Origin of the sequence: Actinomadura sp. NPDC047616 (assembly GCF_040642915.1) — a bacterium.
In the GTDB taxonomy this organism is placed as follows: domain Bacteria; phylum Actinomycetota; class Actinomycetes; order Streptosporangiales; family Streptosporangiaceae; genus Spirillospora; species Spirillospora miaoliensis.
In genome coordinates this window covers 216,961-233,131 of the sequence record NZ_JBEYTB010000003.1, presented here as the reverse complement: position 1 = coordinate 233,131, position 16,171 = coordinate 216,961, and the positions used below count along the sequence as shown (strand labels likewise).

16 protein-coding genes are annotated in these 16,171 nt (G+C 73.3%); 9 read left to right on the top strand and 7 right to left on the bottom strand.

Annotated features, from left to right (window positions below; translation table 11 throughout):
* Nucleotides 1-17 precede the first annotated feature (17 nt).
* A complete protein-coding gene (gene dacB, locus ABZ801_RS08670; RefSeq protein WP_360694633.1) occupies nt 18-1,553 on the top strand; it encodes a D-alanyl-D-alanine carboxypeptidase/D-alanyl-D-alanine-endopeptidase in 1,536 nt (511 codons plus the stop codon).
* Here dacB and modA read toward each other — a convergent pair.
* A complete protein-coding gene (gene modA, locus ABZ801_RS08665; RefSeq protein WP_344942629.1) occupies nt 1,550-2,341 on the bottom strand; it encodes a molybdate ABC transporter substrate-binding protein in 792 nt (263 codons plus the stop codon). The two genes, dacB and modA, sit on opposite strands and share 4 nt — an antisense overlap.
* Nucleotides 2,342-2,508: 167 nt before the next feature.
* Here modA and ABZ801_RS08660 point away from each other — a divergent pair, with 167 nt between their 5' ends.
* Nucleotides 2,509-3,204 carry a uracil-DNA glycosylase gene (locus tag ABZ801_RS08660; protein WP_360694629.1) on the top strand — a complete coding sequence of 232 codons (696 nt, stop codon included), beginning with the start codon at nt 2,509-2,511 and terminating at the stop codon, nt 3,202-3,204.
* A 46-nt stretch (nt 3,205-3,250) separates the two neighbouring features.
* Here the strand turns inward: ABZ801_RS08660 and ABZ801_RS08655 are convergent, their stop codons facing one another.
* The 4 genes from ABZ801_RS08655 to ABZ801_RS08640 all read right to left on the bottom strand — a co-directional run bounded on the left by ABZ801_RS08655 (nt 3,251) and on the right by ABZ801_RS08640 (nt 7,167).
* A complete protein-coding gene (locus ABZ801_RS08655; protein WP_344942635.1) occupies nt 3,251-4,117 on the bottom strand; it encodes a 1,4-dihydroxy-2-naphthoate polyprenyltransferase in 867 nt (288 codons plus the stop codon).
* A gap of 68 nt (nt 4,118-4,185) precedes the next feature.
* Nucleotides 4,186-5,889, bottom strand: a complete 1,704-nt coding sequence (locus ABZ801_RS08650; RefSeq protein ID WP_360695679.1) for an MFS transporter — start codon at nt 5,887-5,889, stop codon at nt 4,186-4,188.
* A gap of 55 nt (nt 5,890-5,944) precedes the next feature.
* Nucleotides 5,945-6,502 (bottom strand): GNAT family N-acetyltransferase, encoded by a 558-nt coding sequence (locus ABZ801_RS08645; RefSeq protein WP_344942638.1) that lies wholly within the window; start codon nt 6,500-6,502, stop codon nt 5,945-5,947.
* 65 nt (nt 6,503-6,567) lie between these two features.
* Nucleotides 6,568-7,167, bottom strand: coding sequence for a CGNR zinc finger domain-containing protein (locus tag ABZ801_RS08640; RefSeq protein ID WP_344942641.1), 600 nt, complete (start codon nt 7,165-7,167; stop codon nt 6,568-6,570).
* 131 nt (nt 7,168-7,298) lie between these two features.
* On the opposite strand from ABZ801_RS08640, the gene ABZ801_RS08635 reads away from it, so the two are divergent.
* Nucleotides 7,299-7,655, top strand: coding sequence for a VOC family protein (locus ABZ801_RS08635; protein WP_344942643.1), 357 nt, complete (start codon nt 7,299-7,301; stop codon nt 7,653-7,655).
* On the opposite strand, the gene ABZ801_RS08630 is transcribed toward ABZ801_RS08635, so the two are convergent.
* Nucleotides 7,652-9,061, bottom strand: coding sequence for a PLP-dependent aminotransferase family protein (locus tag ABZ801_RS08630; protein ID WP_344942646.1), 1,410 nt, complete (start codon nt 9,059-9,061; stop codon nt 7,652-7,654). The genes ABZ801_RS08635 and ABZ801_RS08630 overlap by 4 nt on opposite strands.
* On the opposite strand from ABZ801_RS08630, the gene ABZ801_RS08625 reads away from it, so the two are divergent.
* Complete coding sequence (locus ABZ801_RS08625; RefSeq protein WP_360694624.1) at nt 9,060-10,022, top strand: DMT family transporter; 963 nt, start codon at nt 9,060-9,062, stop codon at nt 10,020-10,022. The two genes, ABZ801_RS08630 and ABZ801_RS08625, sit on opposite strands and share 2 nt — an antisense overlap.
* Nucleotides 10,023-10,024: 2 nt before the next feature.
* A complete protein-coding gene (locus ABZ801_RS08620; RefSeq protein WP_344942651.1) occupies nt 10,025-11,062 on the top strand; it encodes a hypothetical protein in 1,038 nt (345 codons plus the stop codon).
* Nucleotides 11,063-11,088: 26 nt separating this feature from the next.
* On the opposite strand, the gene ABZ801_RS08615 is transcribed toward ABZ801_RS08620, so the two are convergent.
* Nucleotides 11,089-11,496: a RidA family protein gene (locus ABZ801_RS08615; RefSeq protein ID WP_344942654.1), complete on the bottom strand. Its 408-nt coding sequence runs from the start codon at nt 11,494-11,496 to the stop codon at nt 11,089-11,091.
* A gap of 352 nt (nt 11,497-11,848) precedes the next feature.
* On the opposite strand from ABZ801_RS08615, the gene ABZ801_RS08610 reads away from it, so the two are divergent.
* The 4 genes from ABZ801_RS08610 (at nt 11,849) to ABZ801_RS08595 (ending at nt 16,157) form a co-directional block, all read left to right on the top strand.
* Nucleotides 11,849-12,874 (top strand): hypothetical protein, encoded by a 1,026-nt coding sequence (locus ABZ801_RS08610; protein WP_360694620.1) that lies wholly within the window; start codon nt 11,849-11,851, stop codon nt 12,872-12,874.
* Nucleotides 12,875-13,004: 130 nt separating this feature from the next.
* A complete protein-coding gene (locus ABZ801_RS08605; protein ID WP_344942659.1) occupies nt 13,005-13,208 on the top strand; it encodes a hypothetical protein in 204 nt (67 codons plus the stop codon).
* Between the two features lie 331 nt (nt 13,209-13,539).
* Entirely contained in the window at nt 13,540-14,475 is a 936-nt protein-coding gene (gene dapA / locus ABZ801_RS08600) for a 4-hydroxy-tetrahydrodipicolinate synthase (protein WP_344942663.1), read from the top strand.
* Entirely contained in the window at nt 14,472-16,157 is a 1,686-nt protein-coding gene (locus tag ABZ801_RS08595) for a ribonuclease J (protein WP_360694615.1), read from the top strand. The genes dapA and ABZ801_RS08595 overlap by 4 nt, the downstream gene beginning before the upstream one ends.
* Nucleotides 16,158-16,171 lie beyond the last annotated feature (14 nt).

The following is a 16,171-nucleotide window of genomic DNA, read 5'->3' as shown; positions in this document are numbered from 1 at the left end:
GTCGCTAGGCTCTCGCCATGCGTAGCGTGCTGCTCGCCGCCGTGGTGGCGGCCACGACGGCCGTCACCGCCGTCTCCACGCCGGCGGTCTGTGCCGTCGTGGCCGACCCGGACGACCTCCGGGGCGACATCGGCGCCATCCTCGCCGACCCGCGTCTGGCGGGCGCCGGGGTCGGTGTCGTGGTGCGTGATGCGGGAACGGGGCGGACCCTGTACGAGCGGGGCGCCGACACGCCGCTGATGCCCGCGTCCAACCAGAAGCTGCAGACCCTCGCGGCCGCGTTCGGCGTGCTGGGCCCCCGATACCGGTTCCGCACGACCGTCGCGTCCGGGCCCCGTCGCGGTGGGCGGGTGCGCGGCGACCTGTATCTCAAGGGCACCGGCGACCCGACGCTGCGGCCGCGCGACTACCGGCGGCTGGCCGGGGCGGTGGCCAGGGCGGGGATCCGGCGCGTCGAGGGCAGGCTCGTCGCCGACGACACCCACTTCGACGACCGGCGCCTGGGGGGCGACTGGGAGACCGACGACGAGCAGTACGCCTACGCCGCCCAGGTGTCCGCTCTGACGCTTTCTCCGGATCGGGAACTCCACGCCGGGGCCGTGCGGGTGAACGTCGCTGCGGGCCGTCGGGGCGCGCCCGTCCACGTCGCGTTGTGGCCTTCGACCCGCTACCTCACCGTCGACAACCGGGCCAGGACCGGCGCGCCCGGGACGAGGTCCACGCTGTCCATCACCAGGCCGCGCGGCACCACCACGATCCGTGTCACCGGGTCGTATCCGGCGGACGGGCCCGTGCGCCGGCAGTTGCGCAGCGTCCACGAACCCACCCTGTACGCGGCGGCCGTCTTCCGCGCCGCGCTCCGCGCCCACGGCGTGCGCGTCGAGGGCGCCACCGTGCGCGGCCGTACGCCCGCCCGCGCCAGGAGGGTGGCCGTCCGCCGCTCCATGCCGTTGAGGAGGCTGGCCGTCCCCTACATGAAGCTCAGCAACAACACCATCGCCGAGATCCTCGTCAAGGCGATGGGCCGTAAGAGGAAGGGCGTCGGGAGCTGGCCCGCGGGCCTGTCGGTGACGCGCCGCCAGCTGGGGCGTCTCGGCGTGGACACCTCGCGTCTGACGTTCGCCGACGGTTCCGGTCTGTCGCGCTCGAACCGGACGACGGCGCGGCAGCTGTCCGAGCTGCTGTTGCGGGTGCGCGGCAGGCGCTGGTTCCCCGCCTTCGCCGACGCCCTGCCGGTGGCCGGGCACCCTCACCCGTGGGTGGGCGGCACGCTGGCGTCCCGGATGAGGCACAGCGCCGCCGCGGGCAACGTGCGCGCCAAGACCGGCACCCTCACCGGCGTCACCGCCCTGTCGGGCTACGTCAGGGGGTCCGACGACCGCCGCCTGATCTTCTCGATCGTCCTCAACGGCTACCGTGCCCGGTCCGCGCCCAAGGACATCGAGGACAGGATCGCGATCCGGCTCGCCGGCGGTCCGTCCCTCCGGCGCGCCGCCCGCACGGTCACCCCGCGTGCGGACCTCGAATGCTCCTGGACCGCCGCCGCCTGCTAGGCCTGCGGAGCCTGCGGAGCCTCCGGGAGGACGAAGCCGTACTTGTGGAACAGCGCGCGGGCGGTGGGTGAGGTGAGCCAGGCGACGAAGTCGCCCGCGTCCCGCGCGTGCGCGCTGTCCTTGACCACGGCGGCCGGATAGGTGGCGGTGACGTTCTGCCCGGCGGGGATCGGCACGCTGCTGGTGGCGATGCCCGCCGAGCGCAGGTCGGTGATGTAGACCAGCCCGGCGTCGGCCTCGCCGGTGCGGACCCGGTCCAGCACGGCCCGCACGTTGATCTCCTCGGACGTCCACCGCACGGTCAGGCCCGCGCGGGCCAGCAGCTGACGCGCGTAGCGGCCGGCCGGGACGGACTCCGCGCCGATCGCGATCCGCAGGCCCGGCCGGGTCAGGCTGGACAGGTCGCGGATGCGCCGGGGATTGCCGGGCGCGACCGCGATCGTCATCGAGTTGTGCGCGACGACGCGGCGGGGGCCGGTGAGGTCGGCCTCGGCGTCGTTCATCGTCGTCTCGTCCGCGGTGATCAGCACGTCGCCGGTGCCGCGGTCCTCCAGCCGCGCGGCCATCTCCTGGGAGCCGCCGAAGACGGTCTGCATCCGCACGTCCCGGTGCGTCTGGGTGTAGGCGGTGGTGAGCTCGCCGAGGACCTCGGTGAGCGACGAGGCGGCCAGCACGGTCAGCGTCCTGGGGCCGGACGAGCGGCCGCAGCCCCCCGCGGTCCCCGCGAGACAGAGCAGGACGAGGACGGCGCAGGCGGCCAGGCGCCGTCGACGGGGGGTGTCGGGCATATGGCCTCATCTTAGGGATGGCTCTGGTCGCCGCCGGTGATTCGTCCCCGGTGTGTCAGTGCGCGCGGCTAATGTGCGTGCAGACGGACGCGCCGGACGACGGCGTGCCGGCCCCGCACGCGTCCGCGCGTGCGCGTAACGAAACTTCCCCCCAAACGGAGGCGTGGATGTCGCTCGACCTGATGGAGCTGCTGCCCGACGACTGGCGGCGCCGGCTGGGCCCGTTGCTGGACCCGGAGGCGATGGCCGGGCTGGGCGCCTTCGTGGCGCAGGAGTACGACTCCGGCACCGTGTACCCGCCCCGGGAGGACCTGTTCAACGCGTTCCGGCACTGCCCGTTCGACCAGGCGCGCGTGCTGATCCTCGGCCAGGACCCCTACCACGGGCCGGGGCAGGCGCACGGGCTGAGCTTCAGCGTCCGCGAGGGCGTGCGGCTGCCTCCGTCGCTGCGCAACATCTTCAAGGAGCTGGCCGCCGACCTGGACGTGCCGGTCGCCAAGTCCGGCGACCTGACCCCGTGGGCCGACCAGGGCGTCCTGCTGCTCAACGCCGTGCTGACGGTGCGCGAGGGGCAGGCGGGCTCGCACGCGGGCAAGGGCTGGGAGCAGTTCACCGACGCCGCCATCCGCGCGCTGAACGACAAGACCGACCGGGTGGTGTTCGTGCTGTGGGGCGGGTACGCGCGCAAGAAGGCCCCGCTCGTCACGGGCGCGCACCACGTCGTGCTCGAGTCGGCGCACCCCAGCCCGCTGAGCGCCAAGAAGTTCTTCGGCACCAAGCCGTTCAGCGCCGTCAACAAGGCCCTCGTCGACGCGGGCCAGCCCGAGATCCGCTGGGAGCTGGCCGCGCCCGAACAGGCCTAGCAGGCCCAGCAGGCCGAGCTGGTTGAGCAGGCCCAGGGGACGCGGCTCACAGGGCCAGGCCGACGGCGAAAAGCGCGCCGAACGCCAGCTGCAGACGGCCGGTCTGGCCCAGCACGGGAATCAGGGCCGGGCCGGTCGCGCCGCCCATCACGGTCTGCGCGGGCGGCACCGACAGCGGCGCGGCCAGCAGCGCGAGCAGGGCCCACGGGTGCGGGGCGGCCACGGCCAGCACGATGGTGAACGGCAGGGCGGTGCACGCGGCGTACAGGACGCGGGTGCGGCGGTCCCCGAGCAGGACGGCCAGGGTGCGCTTGCCGGACGTGGCGTCGGTGGGGATGTCGCGCAGGTTGTTGACGACCAGCAGCCCGCAGGCCAACAGCCCGACCGGCACCGCCGCCGCCCACGCCTCCCACGGCAGCGTCTCCGTCTGGACGTACACGGTGCCGACGACGGCGACCAGCCCGAAGAACACGAACACCGACAGCTCGCCGAGCGCCCGGTACCCGTAGGGGTTCGCGCCGCCGGTGTAGAACCACGCGGCCAGGATCGCTGCGGCGCCGACCAGCAGGATCCACCAGGTGGTCACGGCGGCCAGCACCAGGCCCGCCACGGCGGCGGCGAGGAAGCAGCCGAGGGCGGCCGCCAGCACCTGGCGGGGCGGGGCGACCTTGGAGCCCACCAGCCGCAGCGGCCCGACGCGGGCCTCGTCGGTGCCGCGGATGCCGTCGCTGTAGTCGTTGGAGTAGTTGACGCCGATCTGCAGCAGCAGCGCGACGAACGCCGCGAGCAGGGCCCGCCACCACACGAACCCGTCCTGGTCGATGGCGACCCCCGTGCCGACGGCGACGGGGACGACGGAGGCGGGCAGGGTGCGGGGCCGGGATCCGGCGACCCATTGGGAGAGCGTGGCCACGGTGACCTCTGTTCAGGGACGCTGTTCGGGGACGCTGTTCGGTCGGGGACGCGGTGCGTCGGGACGGGTTACCGCCTAGATTCTGGCCGATCCCGATCACCGCGTGCGCCCGGCCCTCCGCCGGAGCCCGCCGAGCCGGCGGCCGGACGCAGCCGCAGCGTCATCACCAGGCCGAGCGCCAGGACGGCGCCCGTCGCCAGCACGGCCCGTTTCGTCGCCACGGCCAGGCTCTCGTCCGCCGCCCGTGCCACGTCGCCCATGCCGGGCGCGTCGTGCAGGTCGCGCGCGTACGTTCCGGCGCTGTGGCGCAGCTCATGCACGATCGCCGCCTGCCGGTCCGCGGTCAGGGGGCCGTCCTGGAGCCGGTCGGCCATGGCGTTGCCGAGGCTGGTGGCGAACACCGCGCCGACGAACGCGATGCCGAGGGCGGCGCCGACCTGCCGGGAGGTGGACTGGGTGCCGGACGCCTGGCCCGCCTGCGCCCTCGGCACGTCCATCAGCGACACGTTGGTGAGCTGCGCGGAGGTCAGGCCGAGCCCGAGCCCGTACAGCAGCATCCACGGCGCCAGGCCGAGGCCGCCGGTCGCCGGGCCGAGGGTGACCGCCAGCGCGACGACGGCGGCGACCTCCAGCGCCATGCCGAGCTGGACGACCCGGTGCGGGCCGCCGCGCTGCGCGAGCCGTCCGGCGGCGCCGCCCGCCAGGAACGCGCCCGCCGCCAGCGGCAGGATCGCCAGGCTGATCTGCAGCGGCGCGCTGCCGTGCGCGCCCAGCAGGAACAGCGGCAGCACGAACAGCAGGCCCAGCTCGCCCACGTTGACCAGGGCCAGGGTCAGGTTCCCGCGCCGGAAGCCGGGGATCTTGAACAGGGTGAGGTCGAGCAGCACCGGGCGGCCCGCGGCGGCCCGCGCGCGTTCCACCAGCACCAGCGCCGACAGCAGCACCGCCGACAGCCCCAGCATGATCGGGATGGGCGACAGCCCGGTCGCGGGCCAGTCGAACGGCCCGGCCGAGAACCCCCGGGTCGCCGTCCACCAGCCGTAGGACTGGCCCTCGATCAGCCCGCACATCAGCGCGCCGAACCCGAGCGCCGACAGCACGCCGCCCGCCCAGTCGATGTCGCGCAGCGCGCCCCGCCGTCCGCCCGCGCGCGCCGGACGCGGCGCGCGGGTCTCCGGCATGAGCAGCAGCGCCCCCGCGGCCAGCGCGGCGCCCAGCGGCAGGTTCACGCCGAACGCCCACCGCCAGCCCGACGCGGACGCCACCGCGCCGCCCACCAGCGGGCCCAGCGCGGCCATGCCGCTGATCAGCGAACCGTAGATCCCGAACGCCACGGCCCGGTCCCGTCCGGTGAACGTCGCGTGCACCGTCGAGAGGGTGGCGGGCAGGATCATCGCGGCGCCCACGCCCTGCGCGGCGCGCGCGCCGATCAGCGCCGAGCCGCCCGGCGCCAGCGCGGCGGCCACGCTCGCGACCGTGAACACGCCCACGCCCAGCACGAACAGGCGGCGCCGCCCGAACAGGTCGCCCGCCCGGCCGAAGGGGATCAGCAGCGCGGCGAACACCAGCGCGTACACCGACGTCACCCACTCGGCGTCGGTGCTGGTGAGGCCGAGCCCGGAGATGATCTGCGGGAGCAGGACGCTGACGATCGTGGCGTCCACCACGATCAGCGCGACGCCCAGGCTGATCACGGCCATGCCGAGCCAACGGCGGCGGCCGGTCGCACGGGCCGGCGTCGGCGCGGTCGGCGAGGTCAGGGGCATGGACATGGGCACGGCTTCCAACATAAGGGCGGGCCGGAGCGGCCCCGCACCGCCCCCGGTTTTACGGCTCGGGCCGGTCCCGCGGTTCGCGGATGTCGGTGTGCAGGCGGATCTCGCGCACCGGTTCGCCCATGTCCAGGGTGCGGGACGCCCCGTCCGGCGCCCACCCGGCCGAGCCGAGGAACGCGCGCATCGCCTCGTCCGCCTCGAACACCCACGTGATCAACGTCTCGGTGCCGTCGTCGCGCAGCAGGTCGACGGTGGCGGCCAGCAGGCGGCTGCCGTGCCCGGCGCCGGTGTGCGCCGGGTCCACCAGCAGCGTCACCAGTTCGGCGGTGCCCGGGGCGGCGCCCGGATCGTCGGCGGGGCCGTGCGCGGCGAACCCCACGACCAGGTCGGACGCCACCGCCACCAGCACCCGGTGCCGTGGGCTCGGCGGCGCGGTGATCGACTCGGCCCACCGCTCGTGCCAGCGGTCGCGGGCGGCCGGGCTGGTCACCTCGTCCAGCACGGCGGCGGGCAGCAGGTCGCGGTAGAACCGCCGCCAGGCGCGGACCTGGATGTCGGCGACGGCGGCCGCGTCCGGGCGGCGCGCGGGCCGCACGCCCACATCGGCCATGACGTTCCGTCCTCTCCTCGCGCGTACGCGATCACGCTACAGGTCGCGCTCGTCCCGGACGCACGTCATGATCCTTCCGCCTCCGGCGCCGCCTCCGGAGCCGTCTCCGGGGTCGCCGTCTCCGGGGTCGCGGCGCGGCGGCGCGCCCGGTAGGCGCGGGTCTTGGTGCGGTTGCCGCACACGCGCATGGAACACCACGCCCGGGAACGGTTCTTCGACGTGTCCAGGAACGCCCACAGGCACGTGTCCTCCTGGCAGACCTTCAACCGGGGCCAGGTGCCGTCCGCCGTGGACGCCACGACCGCCGCCGCGATCCGCGCCAGCCCGGCCGCCACGCCGGACCCGACCGGTACGAGCACGGGCCGTCCGTCCGTCAGCGAGACCCGCAGCGGCAGCCGCTCCAGCGCCCCCTCCAGCTCCGCGGGCGGCGGGCCGGCGGCGGGGGAGTGGTGGGCGAGCATGGCGGCGCGCAGGCCCTCGCGCAGGGTGACGGCGACGGCGACGTCCTGCCTGGTCGCGCGCGCCGGGCCCGCGACCAGCCCGCGGCCCTCCAGCCAGCGCGCCAGCTCGCCGGGCGTGGTGAAGCGGTCGACGCCGCGTTCGACGTCGAGCGTGTTGACGAAGTCCCGCAGCAGCAGGGCGGGGCCGGATTCCGCGGCTCGCATCTCGGCCATCATCCTCTCCTGCCCTCCGCACCGAGGCTACCAGGGGCGACACCGGTATCCGTGATTGACCGGTTGCGATGCGGGAAGACACCGTCATACGGTGATGACCGGTGTCGACAAAGGAGGCGACCATGGCGCCGACGGTGACCAACGTGGCGATCGACTGCAACGACCCCGACGCCCTGGCGGCGTTCTGGGGAGAGCTGCTGGACATGAAGGTGACGTCCCGCGAGGACGACTGGATCGACCTGGAGTCCCTGGGGCCGAACGGTCCCGTGCTGTCGTTCCAGCGGGTGCCCGAGGGCAAGACGGTCAAGAACCGCGTTCACCTGGACGTGGGGGTGCCCGACATCCACGTCGCCGGCGAACGCGCCCGGCGTCTCGGCGCGTCTCCGGCGGGCGAGCCGCTGGGCAACCCGGCGCGCCCGTTCCAGGTCTGGCACGACCCCGAGGGCAACGAGTTCTGCTTCGTCACCCAGGACGGTTAGCCGGCGGCGTCCGGAGCGGCGTGCAGGGCGGCCGCCAGGCGGCGGACGCCCTCGGCCAGTTCGGCCTCGGACGCGGCCGAGGCGTAGCTGAGCCGCAGGTGGGGGCCGGACGGCTCGGCGGGGAAGAACGGCCGTCCGGCGCTCACCAGCACGCCGCCGCGCAGCGCCGTGTCGGCCAGCTCGACGTCGCTCGTCCCGTCCGGCAGCCGCGCCCACAGGTGGATGCCGCCGGACGGGCGGGTGACCCGGAACTCCGGCAGCTCGCGGCCGAGCGCGGCGAGCAGCGCGTCCCGCCGGGACTTCAGGGCGGTGCGGACGGCGCGCAGGTGACGCGGCCAGCCCGGCGAGCTGACCAGTTCCAGCAGCGTCTCCTGCAGTGGCCGGGCCGGGAAGAAGCCCTCGACGAGCTGGGTGGCGCGGATCCGCTCGGCCACCGGGCCGCGGGCGATCACGGCGCTGACCCGCAGGCTCGGTGCGGTGGCCTTGGTGAGCGAGGCGATGTGCACGACGCGGCCGTCCCCGTCCTGGGTCACCAGCGGCGGCGGGCCCGGCTCGATGCCCAGGTGACGGGCGAAGTCGTCCTCGACCACGAACGCGCCCGCAGCCCGCGCCACCGCCAGCACCTGGGCGCGGCGCTCGGCGGCCAGCACCGCGCCGGTCGGGTTGTGGAAGGTCGGCTGGCAGTACAGCGCGCGGGCGCCGGTCATCGCGAACGCCTCGGCGAGCAGGTCGGGACGCAACCCGTCGGCGTCCACCGGGACCGGCACCGGGTGCAGCCCGCTCGCCCGCGCGACGGCCGTGGCGCCCACGTAGGTCGGCGACTCGACCAGCAGCGGCGCGCCCGGCGGCAGCAGCGCCCGCAGCACCGTGGTGATCGACTGCTGCCCACCCGAGGTGATCAGCACGTCGGCGGGGGTGACGTCGCCGCCGACCGTGCGGGCGAACCAGGCGCGCAGCTCCGGCATCCCGCCCAGCGGCGGCGCCTCCCAGGCGTCCGGACGCCGGGCCGCGCGCGCCGCCGCCGCGGCGATGGCGCGCACCGGCTGCAGCACCGGATGCAGATAGCCGCCGCTGAGCGGCACCACGCCCTCGCGCGGCGGCTCCAGCAGCCACGTCACGCCGCCCGCCTCGATCGAGCGGTCGCCGAGCGCGACCGCCTGCCAGCCGTGGTCGGCGGGTCCGGGCGCCCGGGCGGGACGCTCGGCGACGTAGGTGCCGCTTCCCGGACGGGTCACCACGACGCCCTCGGCGGCCAGCAGCCCGAGGGCCCGCGCCACCGTGACGGGGCTGACCCGGTGCCGTTCGACCAGGACGCGGCTGGACGGCAGGCGGGTGCCGGGCCGCAGCCGCCGTGCCTCGGCACGCAGCGCGTCGGCCAGGGCGACCGCACTGCTATCCTTTTGCATGAGAGGTAAGGATAGCGCTACTGCCCCCGCGTCGATAGCGCAGCGCGGCCTGGGCCTGGCCGGGCTCGGCGTGCTGATCTACTCGTTCACCATCCCGAGCACCGTCTACGCGCTGGAGGGGCTCGACCCCTACCTGATCGGCATCGGCCGCTCCGCCGCGGCCGCCGTGCTCGCCATGCTCGCGCTGGCCGCGGTGCGCGCCCGCCGGCCCCGCCGCGACCAGTTGCCCGGCCTGCTGGCGGTCGGCGGCGGCGTCATCTTCGGCTTCCCGGTGCTGTCCACGCTCGCCCTCGAGCACGGCGCCTCGTCCGCGCACTCGGCCGTCGTGGTCGGCCTGCTGCCCGCCGCCACCGCCGTGGCCGGCGTGCTGCGCGCCGGCGAACGGCCGTCCCCGGCGTTCTGGCTGGCCAGTGGCGCCGGAGCCGCCTGCGTCACGGCGTTCGCGCTCGCCCGGGGCGCCGGCCGCCTCACCCCCGCCGACCTCCTGCTGTTCGGCGCGCTGGTCGCCGCCGCGATCGGCTACACCGAGGGCGGCCGCCTGGCCCGCGACATGGCCGGCTGGCGCGTGATCTCCTGGGCCACCGTGATCTGCGCGCCGATCACCTTTCCCGTCACCGCCTACCTGCTGGCCACCACGGACCCCGACTGGACGGCCCACACCGTCACCGGCTTCGGATACGTGGCGCTGTTCTCCGCCTACCTGGGGTTCTTCGCCTGGTACGAGGGCCTGGCCCGGGCCGGGATCGCCCGCGCCAGCCAGGTCCAGCTCGCCCAGCCCGTCCTGACCCTGCTGTGGTCGGGCATCCTCCTCGGCGAGCTGATCGACGGCCTCACCGTGCTGGCCGCGGTCGCCGTCCTGGTCTGCGTGGCCCTCACCCAGCGCACCCGTGTCCGCCCCGGGCACCTTGCGGGACGGAACACCGTCGCGCACGATGAGAGGAGAAGCGTCGCATCGAGGTGACCATGTCCGCGAAACCGCCGGACGGCCTCACCGTCCCCGACGACGGGTTCTGGCCGGCGCCGCGCATCCCGCAGCCGAACATCTACCCGATGCAGTGGCGGGTCGAGACCGCCAAGCTGGCCGCGATCTACGAGAAGTCCAAGCGCACCGTCTGGAACCCGGCCGAGCTGCCGTGGGACGACCTGCGCGCGGACGACTTCACCGCGCGGCAGCGGCTCGGGATCATGTACTGGTTCGCGGTGCTGGCCAACTTCGACGCCTCCGGCCCCGCGGTGTTCGCCCGCGCCACCATCCAGGCGTTCGAGCAGCACGAGGAGGACCCGGTCCGCAAGTGCTTCTTCTCGATCACCCGTGACGAGATGAACCACGAGGAGTGCTGCCAGCGCGCCATCGCCCGGATGTGGCCGGGCGGGCCCCTCGACTGGACGCCGCGCACCGACCTGGAGAGGGCCGCGCACAACAACATCGGCTGGCTGTACTACAACGGCGGCAGGTACTGGCAGGGCTACAACGGCGCCGTGCGCAAGTACCCGCTCGCCGTCCTGTTCACCAGCTTCATGATGGGCGAGATGGCCGCCTCGACGCTGTTCCGCGGCATGTCGTCGGGCACCCGGCACCCCGTCTTCCGGGAGATGTTCCACCGCATCGGCCGCGACGAGTCCCGTCACCTGCAGATCTGCATGACGATCCTGGAGAAGGAGTGGCCCGGCCTGAGCGAGGACGTCAAGGGCCAGATCACCAGGCAGCTGCGCGCCGGCTTCGTCTTCCTCTCCATGATCCTCTGGGAGCCCCCGGAAGGCTTCTGGGACCTGCCGCCGTACTTCCTGGCCAACCACCGCGTGCTGATGGACCACGCCCGCGACGCCGGCCTCGGCATCCTGTCCCACGAGGAGCAGGCGGAGAACTGGAGGCTCGCGATGGCCCGCGTCCGCGCCATCGTCGAACGCTGGGGCATCGAGTTCCCCGCCATCCCCGAACTGGACATCGACGGCATCGACGTCGACGTCATCGACCCCGAGGACATCATCCCCGTGTTCTGAGCGGTCTCTGTTCAGTCAATGGCCGTTCAGTCGATGACCGCGGTGGCCTCCACCTCCACCAGATGCTCGGGGACGTCCAGCGCCGCGACGCCCACCAGCGTGGCCGGCGGCACCGGAGTGCCCCCGAGCTTCGCGGCCGCCCGAGCGATCCCCTCCAGGAACAGGGGCATCTTGTCGGGGGTCCAGTCGACGACGTAGGCGGTCAGTTTGGCCACGTCATCGAAGGAGGCACCGGCCCCGGCCAGGGCGGCACCGACGTTGAGGTAGCACCGCTCGACCTGAGCGGCGAGGTCGCCCTCGCCGACGGTGACGCCGCCGGCGTCCCAGGCGACCTGCCCGGCGATGAACACCAGCTTCGACCCGGTGGCGATCGACACCTGCCGGTAGACGTCGATCTTCGGCAGTCCTTCGGGGTCCACCAGGGTGATGGCCATGTCGCCTCCTCGTCAGAGAGCCGCGGGGCCCTCGCTCTCTCGTGGTTACGGGGGAACTGTAAGAGAGTGACCGCTGACGTGGAAGAACGCACTTTTCAGTGACTGGGGAACCCGATGGTGACCAAGCAGTACACCGGCTCGCCCCCCGAAGCGGACCTGCGGCGCGCGGACTCGCCGCTGAGCGGGACCCGGCCGTGCGTGGCGGCCGCAGCTCTGCGTGATCGTGCGACCGCCCGGCTGCGCTCGAGCCTCGGGTACGCAGCGCCTGCCGCCGTCGGGTCGGCGGGCGGTCGCGTGTTTGTGATGGGGTGGGGCTTTTGTTCTGAGGTTGTCTCTTGGTGAGGGGTGGGCGGTGCGGCGGGTTGTGAAGGTGGCGTTGTGGGGCTGTGCCTACGTGCTGGGCTTGGTGGCCCTGGTGGTCGCAGGGGCGTGGACGTGGTGGCAGCCTGAGCCCAAAGCGCGGGGCACGCTGGTCAACGGGTTGTGGGCGCGGCACCAGTGGGTGGGGGAGCCGCACACCGAACAGGAGTACCGCGACCTGGCGCGGCTGCTGCGGGAGAACCACATCACCGACGTGTTCTTCCACGCCGGGCCGTTCGAGGCCGACGGCACGGTGCCGTCCGCCAAGTACCGCAACGCGGGGGAGCTCATCAAGGCGATGCGGCGGTACGCGCCGGGCGTGCGCGCCCAGGCGTACCTGGGGCAGATCCGCAAGGTGGACGGGCACGGCGTCACCGACCTGGACGACCCGGCCGTGCGCGCACGGGTGCTGGACACCGACCGGATCTTCCTGGACCTGGGCTTCGACGGCATCCACTACGACTTCGAGCCCATCTACCCCGACGACAGCGCGTTCCTGGACCTGCTGGAGCGCACCCGGGAGTTGACCAGGGGCCGCGGCCGGGTGCTGTCGGTGGCGCTGGAGCAGCCCACGCTGGTGGACGCGGCCCAGCCCGTCTACAAGACGTTCATCCCGCGTCACGGCACCGTGCACTACCCGCCGCGCCCGACCGCCGAGTACCTGCGGGCGGTCGCCGACCGGGCCGACCAGGTGGCGATCATGACCTACGACGTGTCGCTGCCGACGAAGTCGCTGGCGGGATGGCATTTCGCCCACCACACCCGGCGCACCCTGGAGCTGATCGGCGACCGTACGACGGTGTTCATGGGCGTCCCGACGTACCGGCCGCTCATGGACTGGGCCGAGGACCTGTCGGTCGCGCTGCGGGGAGTGCGGCGCGGCCTGGACGAGCTGGAACGTCCGCCGGCGCGGCCCTACGGCGTGGGCGTTTACGCCGAGTGGACGACCGACGCGCGTGAATGGGGCCTTTACCGGGCGAGTTGGCTGCCCGAAACGTCAGGGAACCTTAGCGGCTAGGAAAGGGCCCTTGTCACGTTCCCAAACGCGCGTTCTGCCTGTTCAACCCGGTTGTTGCGGAGCCGGGGGCGTCGGGTAAGCATCGTGCGGAGTGCAAGCCGGACAAAAAGGAAGTGGGGGAACGAGGCCGATGAGACTTCAGCAGACCGCGTGGCGCGACGCCGACCGCATCGGCGAGCTGTCGGCCGAGTTCGCCGGGTGGCGGATCGGCAGGGGCGGGTCCGGGCACTGGTGGGCGGTCCGGGGCAACGAGCTCGTCCGGACCCCGGACGTGGAGGAGTTGCGCTCCCGGTTGCAGCAGCTCAGCGGCGTGCCCGACCAGGAAACCGGATGAAAGTCGGCAAACCCTGCAAATGGCCATGATTTCCCGCATGGTGATCGCCCGGCCGCGGCCCCCGGCCTCCGGCGCCGCCTCCCCGCGTTATCCGATCGAGTCCGGATAGTGGCCGGACTGGACCCGGAACGCGTAATTCGCGTGCAACCATGTGCGTCAGAGAAGCCGTCGCCACGCGTACCCCCGAGCGTGTGGCGACGGCTTCTTCCACGTCGCGGCCCCCCGTCGCGCGCCGGCGTCGCCGCGCCCGGGCGGACCTGGTCGGACACCCCCTCGGGGTGGAGGGACCTGCGGGTCCACGGGGCCCCGCCGTAGCGGTACCGTTCGTTGCATGGCACCCAGCACAACGAGTGACGCTCCGTTCGGGCGGATGCTGACCGCGATGGTCACCCCCTTCCTGCCCGACGGCCGTGTCGACTACGACGGAGCCGCCCGGCTGGCGGCCCATCTGGTCGACGAGCAGCGCTGTGACGGCCTGGTCGTCAACGGGACGACCGGCGAGTCGCCCACCACCGGCGACGCCGAGAAACAGCAGCTGGTACGCATCGTCGCGGACGCGGTCGGCGACCGCGCGATGGTCGTCGCCGGTGCCGGGACCAACGACACCGCGCACAGCGCCGAGCTGGCCCGCCAGGCCGAGGCCGCCGGAGCGCACGGACTGCTGGTGGTCACGCCGTACTACAACAAGCCGCCGCAGGAGGGCCTGCTGCGGCACTTCACCGAGGTGGCCGACGCCACCGGGCTGCCGGTGATGCTGTACGACATCCCGGGCCGCACCGGGGTGCCGATCCAGACCGACACCCTGCTGCGCCTGGCCGAGCACCCGCGCATCCTGGCGGTCAAGGACGCCAAGGGCGACCTGTTCGCCGGGTCGCAGGTGATGGCCGCCAGCCCGCTGGTGTTCTACTCCGGCGACGACGCCCTCAACCTGCCGTGGCTGGCGGTGGGGGCCGCCGGGTTCGTCAGCGTGATCGGCCACGTGGTGGGCGCGGATCTGCATGAGATGATCGAGGCGTACCGCGCCGGCGACCGGGAGCGGGCCCTGGCGATCCACCGCCGGCTGCTGCCCGTCGTCACCGCGATCATGACCCGTACGCAGGGCGCCATCGCCGTCAAGGCCGCGCTGAACCTGCTGGGGCTGCCCGGCGGCACCGTCCGCGCGCCGCTGGTGGACGCCTCGCCCGAGTTCGCGGCGCGTCTGCGGGAAGACCTGATGATTGGGGGAGTAAAAGTGCCGGAGGCAAGTGTTCCGGAGGTCAATGCGTGAGTCATCCGCACCCGGATCTTTCTTCTCCGCCGCCGTTGGCGGAGGGCGGGCTGCGCGTCGTCGCGCTCGGCGGGCTGGGCGAGATCGGCCGCAACATGACCGTCTTCGAGTTCGACGGGCGGTTGCTGGTGGTCGACTGCGGGGTGCTGTTCCCCGAGACCGAGCAACCGGGCGTCGACCTGATCCTGCCCGATTTCGAGTACATCCGCGGCCGCCTGGACGCGGTGGACGCGCTCATCCTCACCCACGGTCACGAGGACCACATCGGCGCCGTCCCGTACCTGCTGCGCGAGCGGCCCGACATCCCGGTCGTGGGGTCGCGGCTGACGCTGGCGCTGCTGGCCGCCAAGCTCGCCGAGCACCGCATCAAGCCGGTGCTGATCGAGGTCGGCGAGGGCGAGCGGCGGACGTTCGGGCCGTTCGAGTGCGAGTTCCTGGCCGTCAACCACTCCATCCCGGACGCGCTCGCCGTGGCGGTGCGCACCCCCGCCGGCCTGGTGCTGCACACCGGCGACTTCAAGATGGACCAGCTGCCCCTGGACGGGCGGCTGACCGACCTGCCGGGGTTCGCGCGGCTGGGCGCCGAGGGCGTCGACCTGCTGATGTCGGACTCGACGAACGCCGAGGTGCCCGGGTTCGTCACCAGCGAGCGCAACATCGGCCCGGTGATCGACGAGGTGTTCCGCACCGCGCAGGAGCGGATCATCGTGGCGTGCTTCGCCTCGCACGTGCACCGCGTGCAGCAGGTGCTGGACGCGGCGGTCGCCAACGGCCGCAAGGTGTGCTTCATCGGCCGCTCGATGGTGCGCAACATGGGCGTGGCCCGCGAGCTGGGCTACCTCAACGTGCCCGAAGCGATCATGGTGGAGCAGAAGGAGATCGACAACGTTCCGCCGGACCGGCTGGTGCTGGTGTGCACCGGTTCGCAGGGCGAGCCGATGTCGGCGCTGTCGCGGATGGCCAACCGCGACCACCAGATCCGCGTCACCGAGCGCGACACGGTGGTGCTGGCGTCCTCGCTGATCCCCGGCAACGAGGAGTCGGTCAACCGGGTCATCAACGGCCTGACCCGGTGGGGCGCCCGCGTGGTGCACAAGGGCAACGCGCTGGTGCACGTGTCGGGGCACTCCTCGGCCGGTGAGCTGCTGTACGTCCTGAACGTCACCAAGCCCGGCAACTTCCTGCCGATTCACGGCGAGTGGCGGCACCTGCGCGCGCACGCCAAGCTCGCCTCGCTGACCGGCGTGCCGGACGACAACATCGTCATCGCCGAGGACGGCGTGGTGGTCGACCTGGTGGACGGCCGGGCCCGGATCGTCGGCGCGGTGCCCGCCGGGTACGTGTACGTCGACGGGCTGTCGGTCGGCGAGATCACCGAGACGTCGCTGAAGGACCGGCGGATCCTCGGCGAGGAGGGGTTCGTCTCCATCGTGGTGGCGGTCGACTCCACCTCGGGCAAGCTGCTGGCCGGTCCGGAGATCCACGCGCGCGGCGCGGGCATCGTCAACGAGGACTTCGACGAGGTGCTGGACCGGATCGAGGCGCTGCTGCGGGACGCGGCCGCCGACGGGATCAACGACTCGCACCAGCTCAGCCAGCTGATCCGGCGCACGGTCGGCAAGTGGGTCAGCGACAGCTACCGGCGCCGCCCGATGATCGTCCCGGTGGTCGTCGAGCTCTGAGCGCCCGGGGCAGG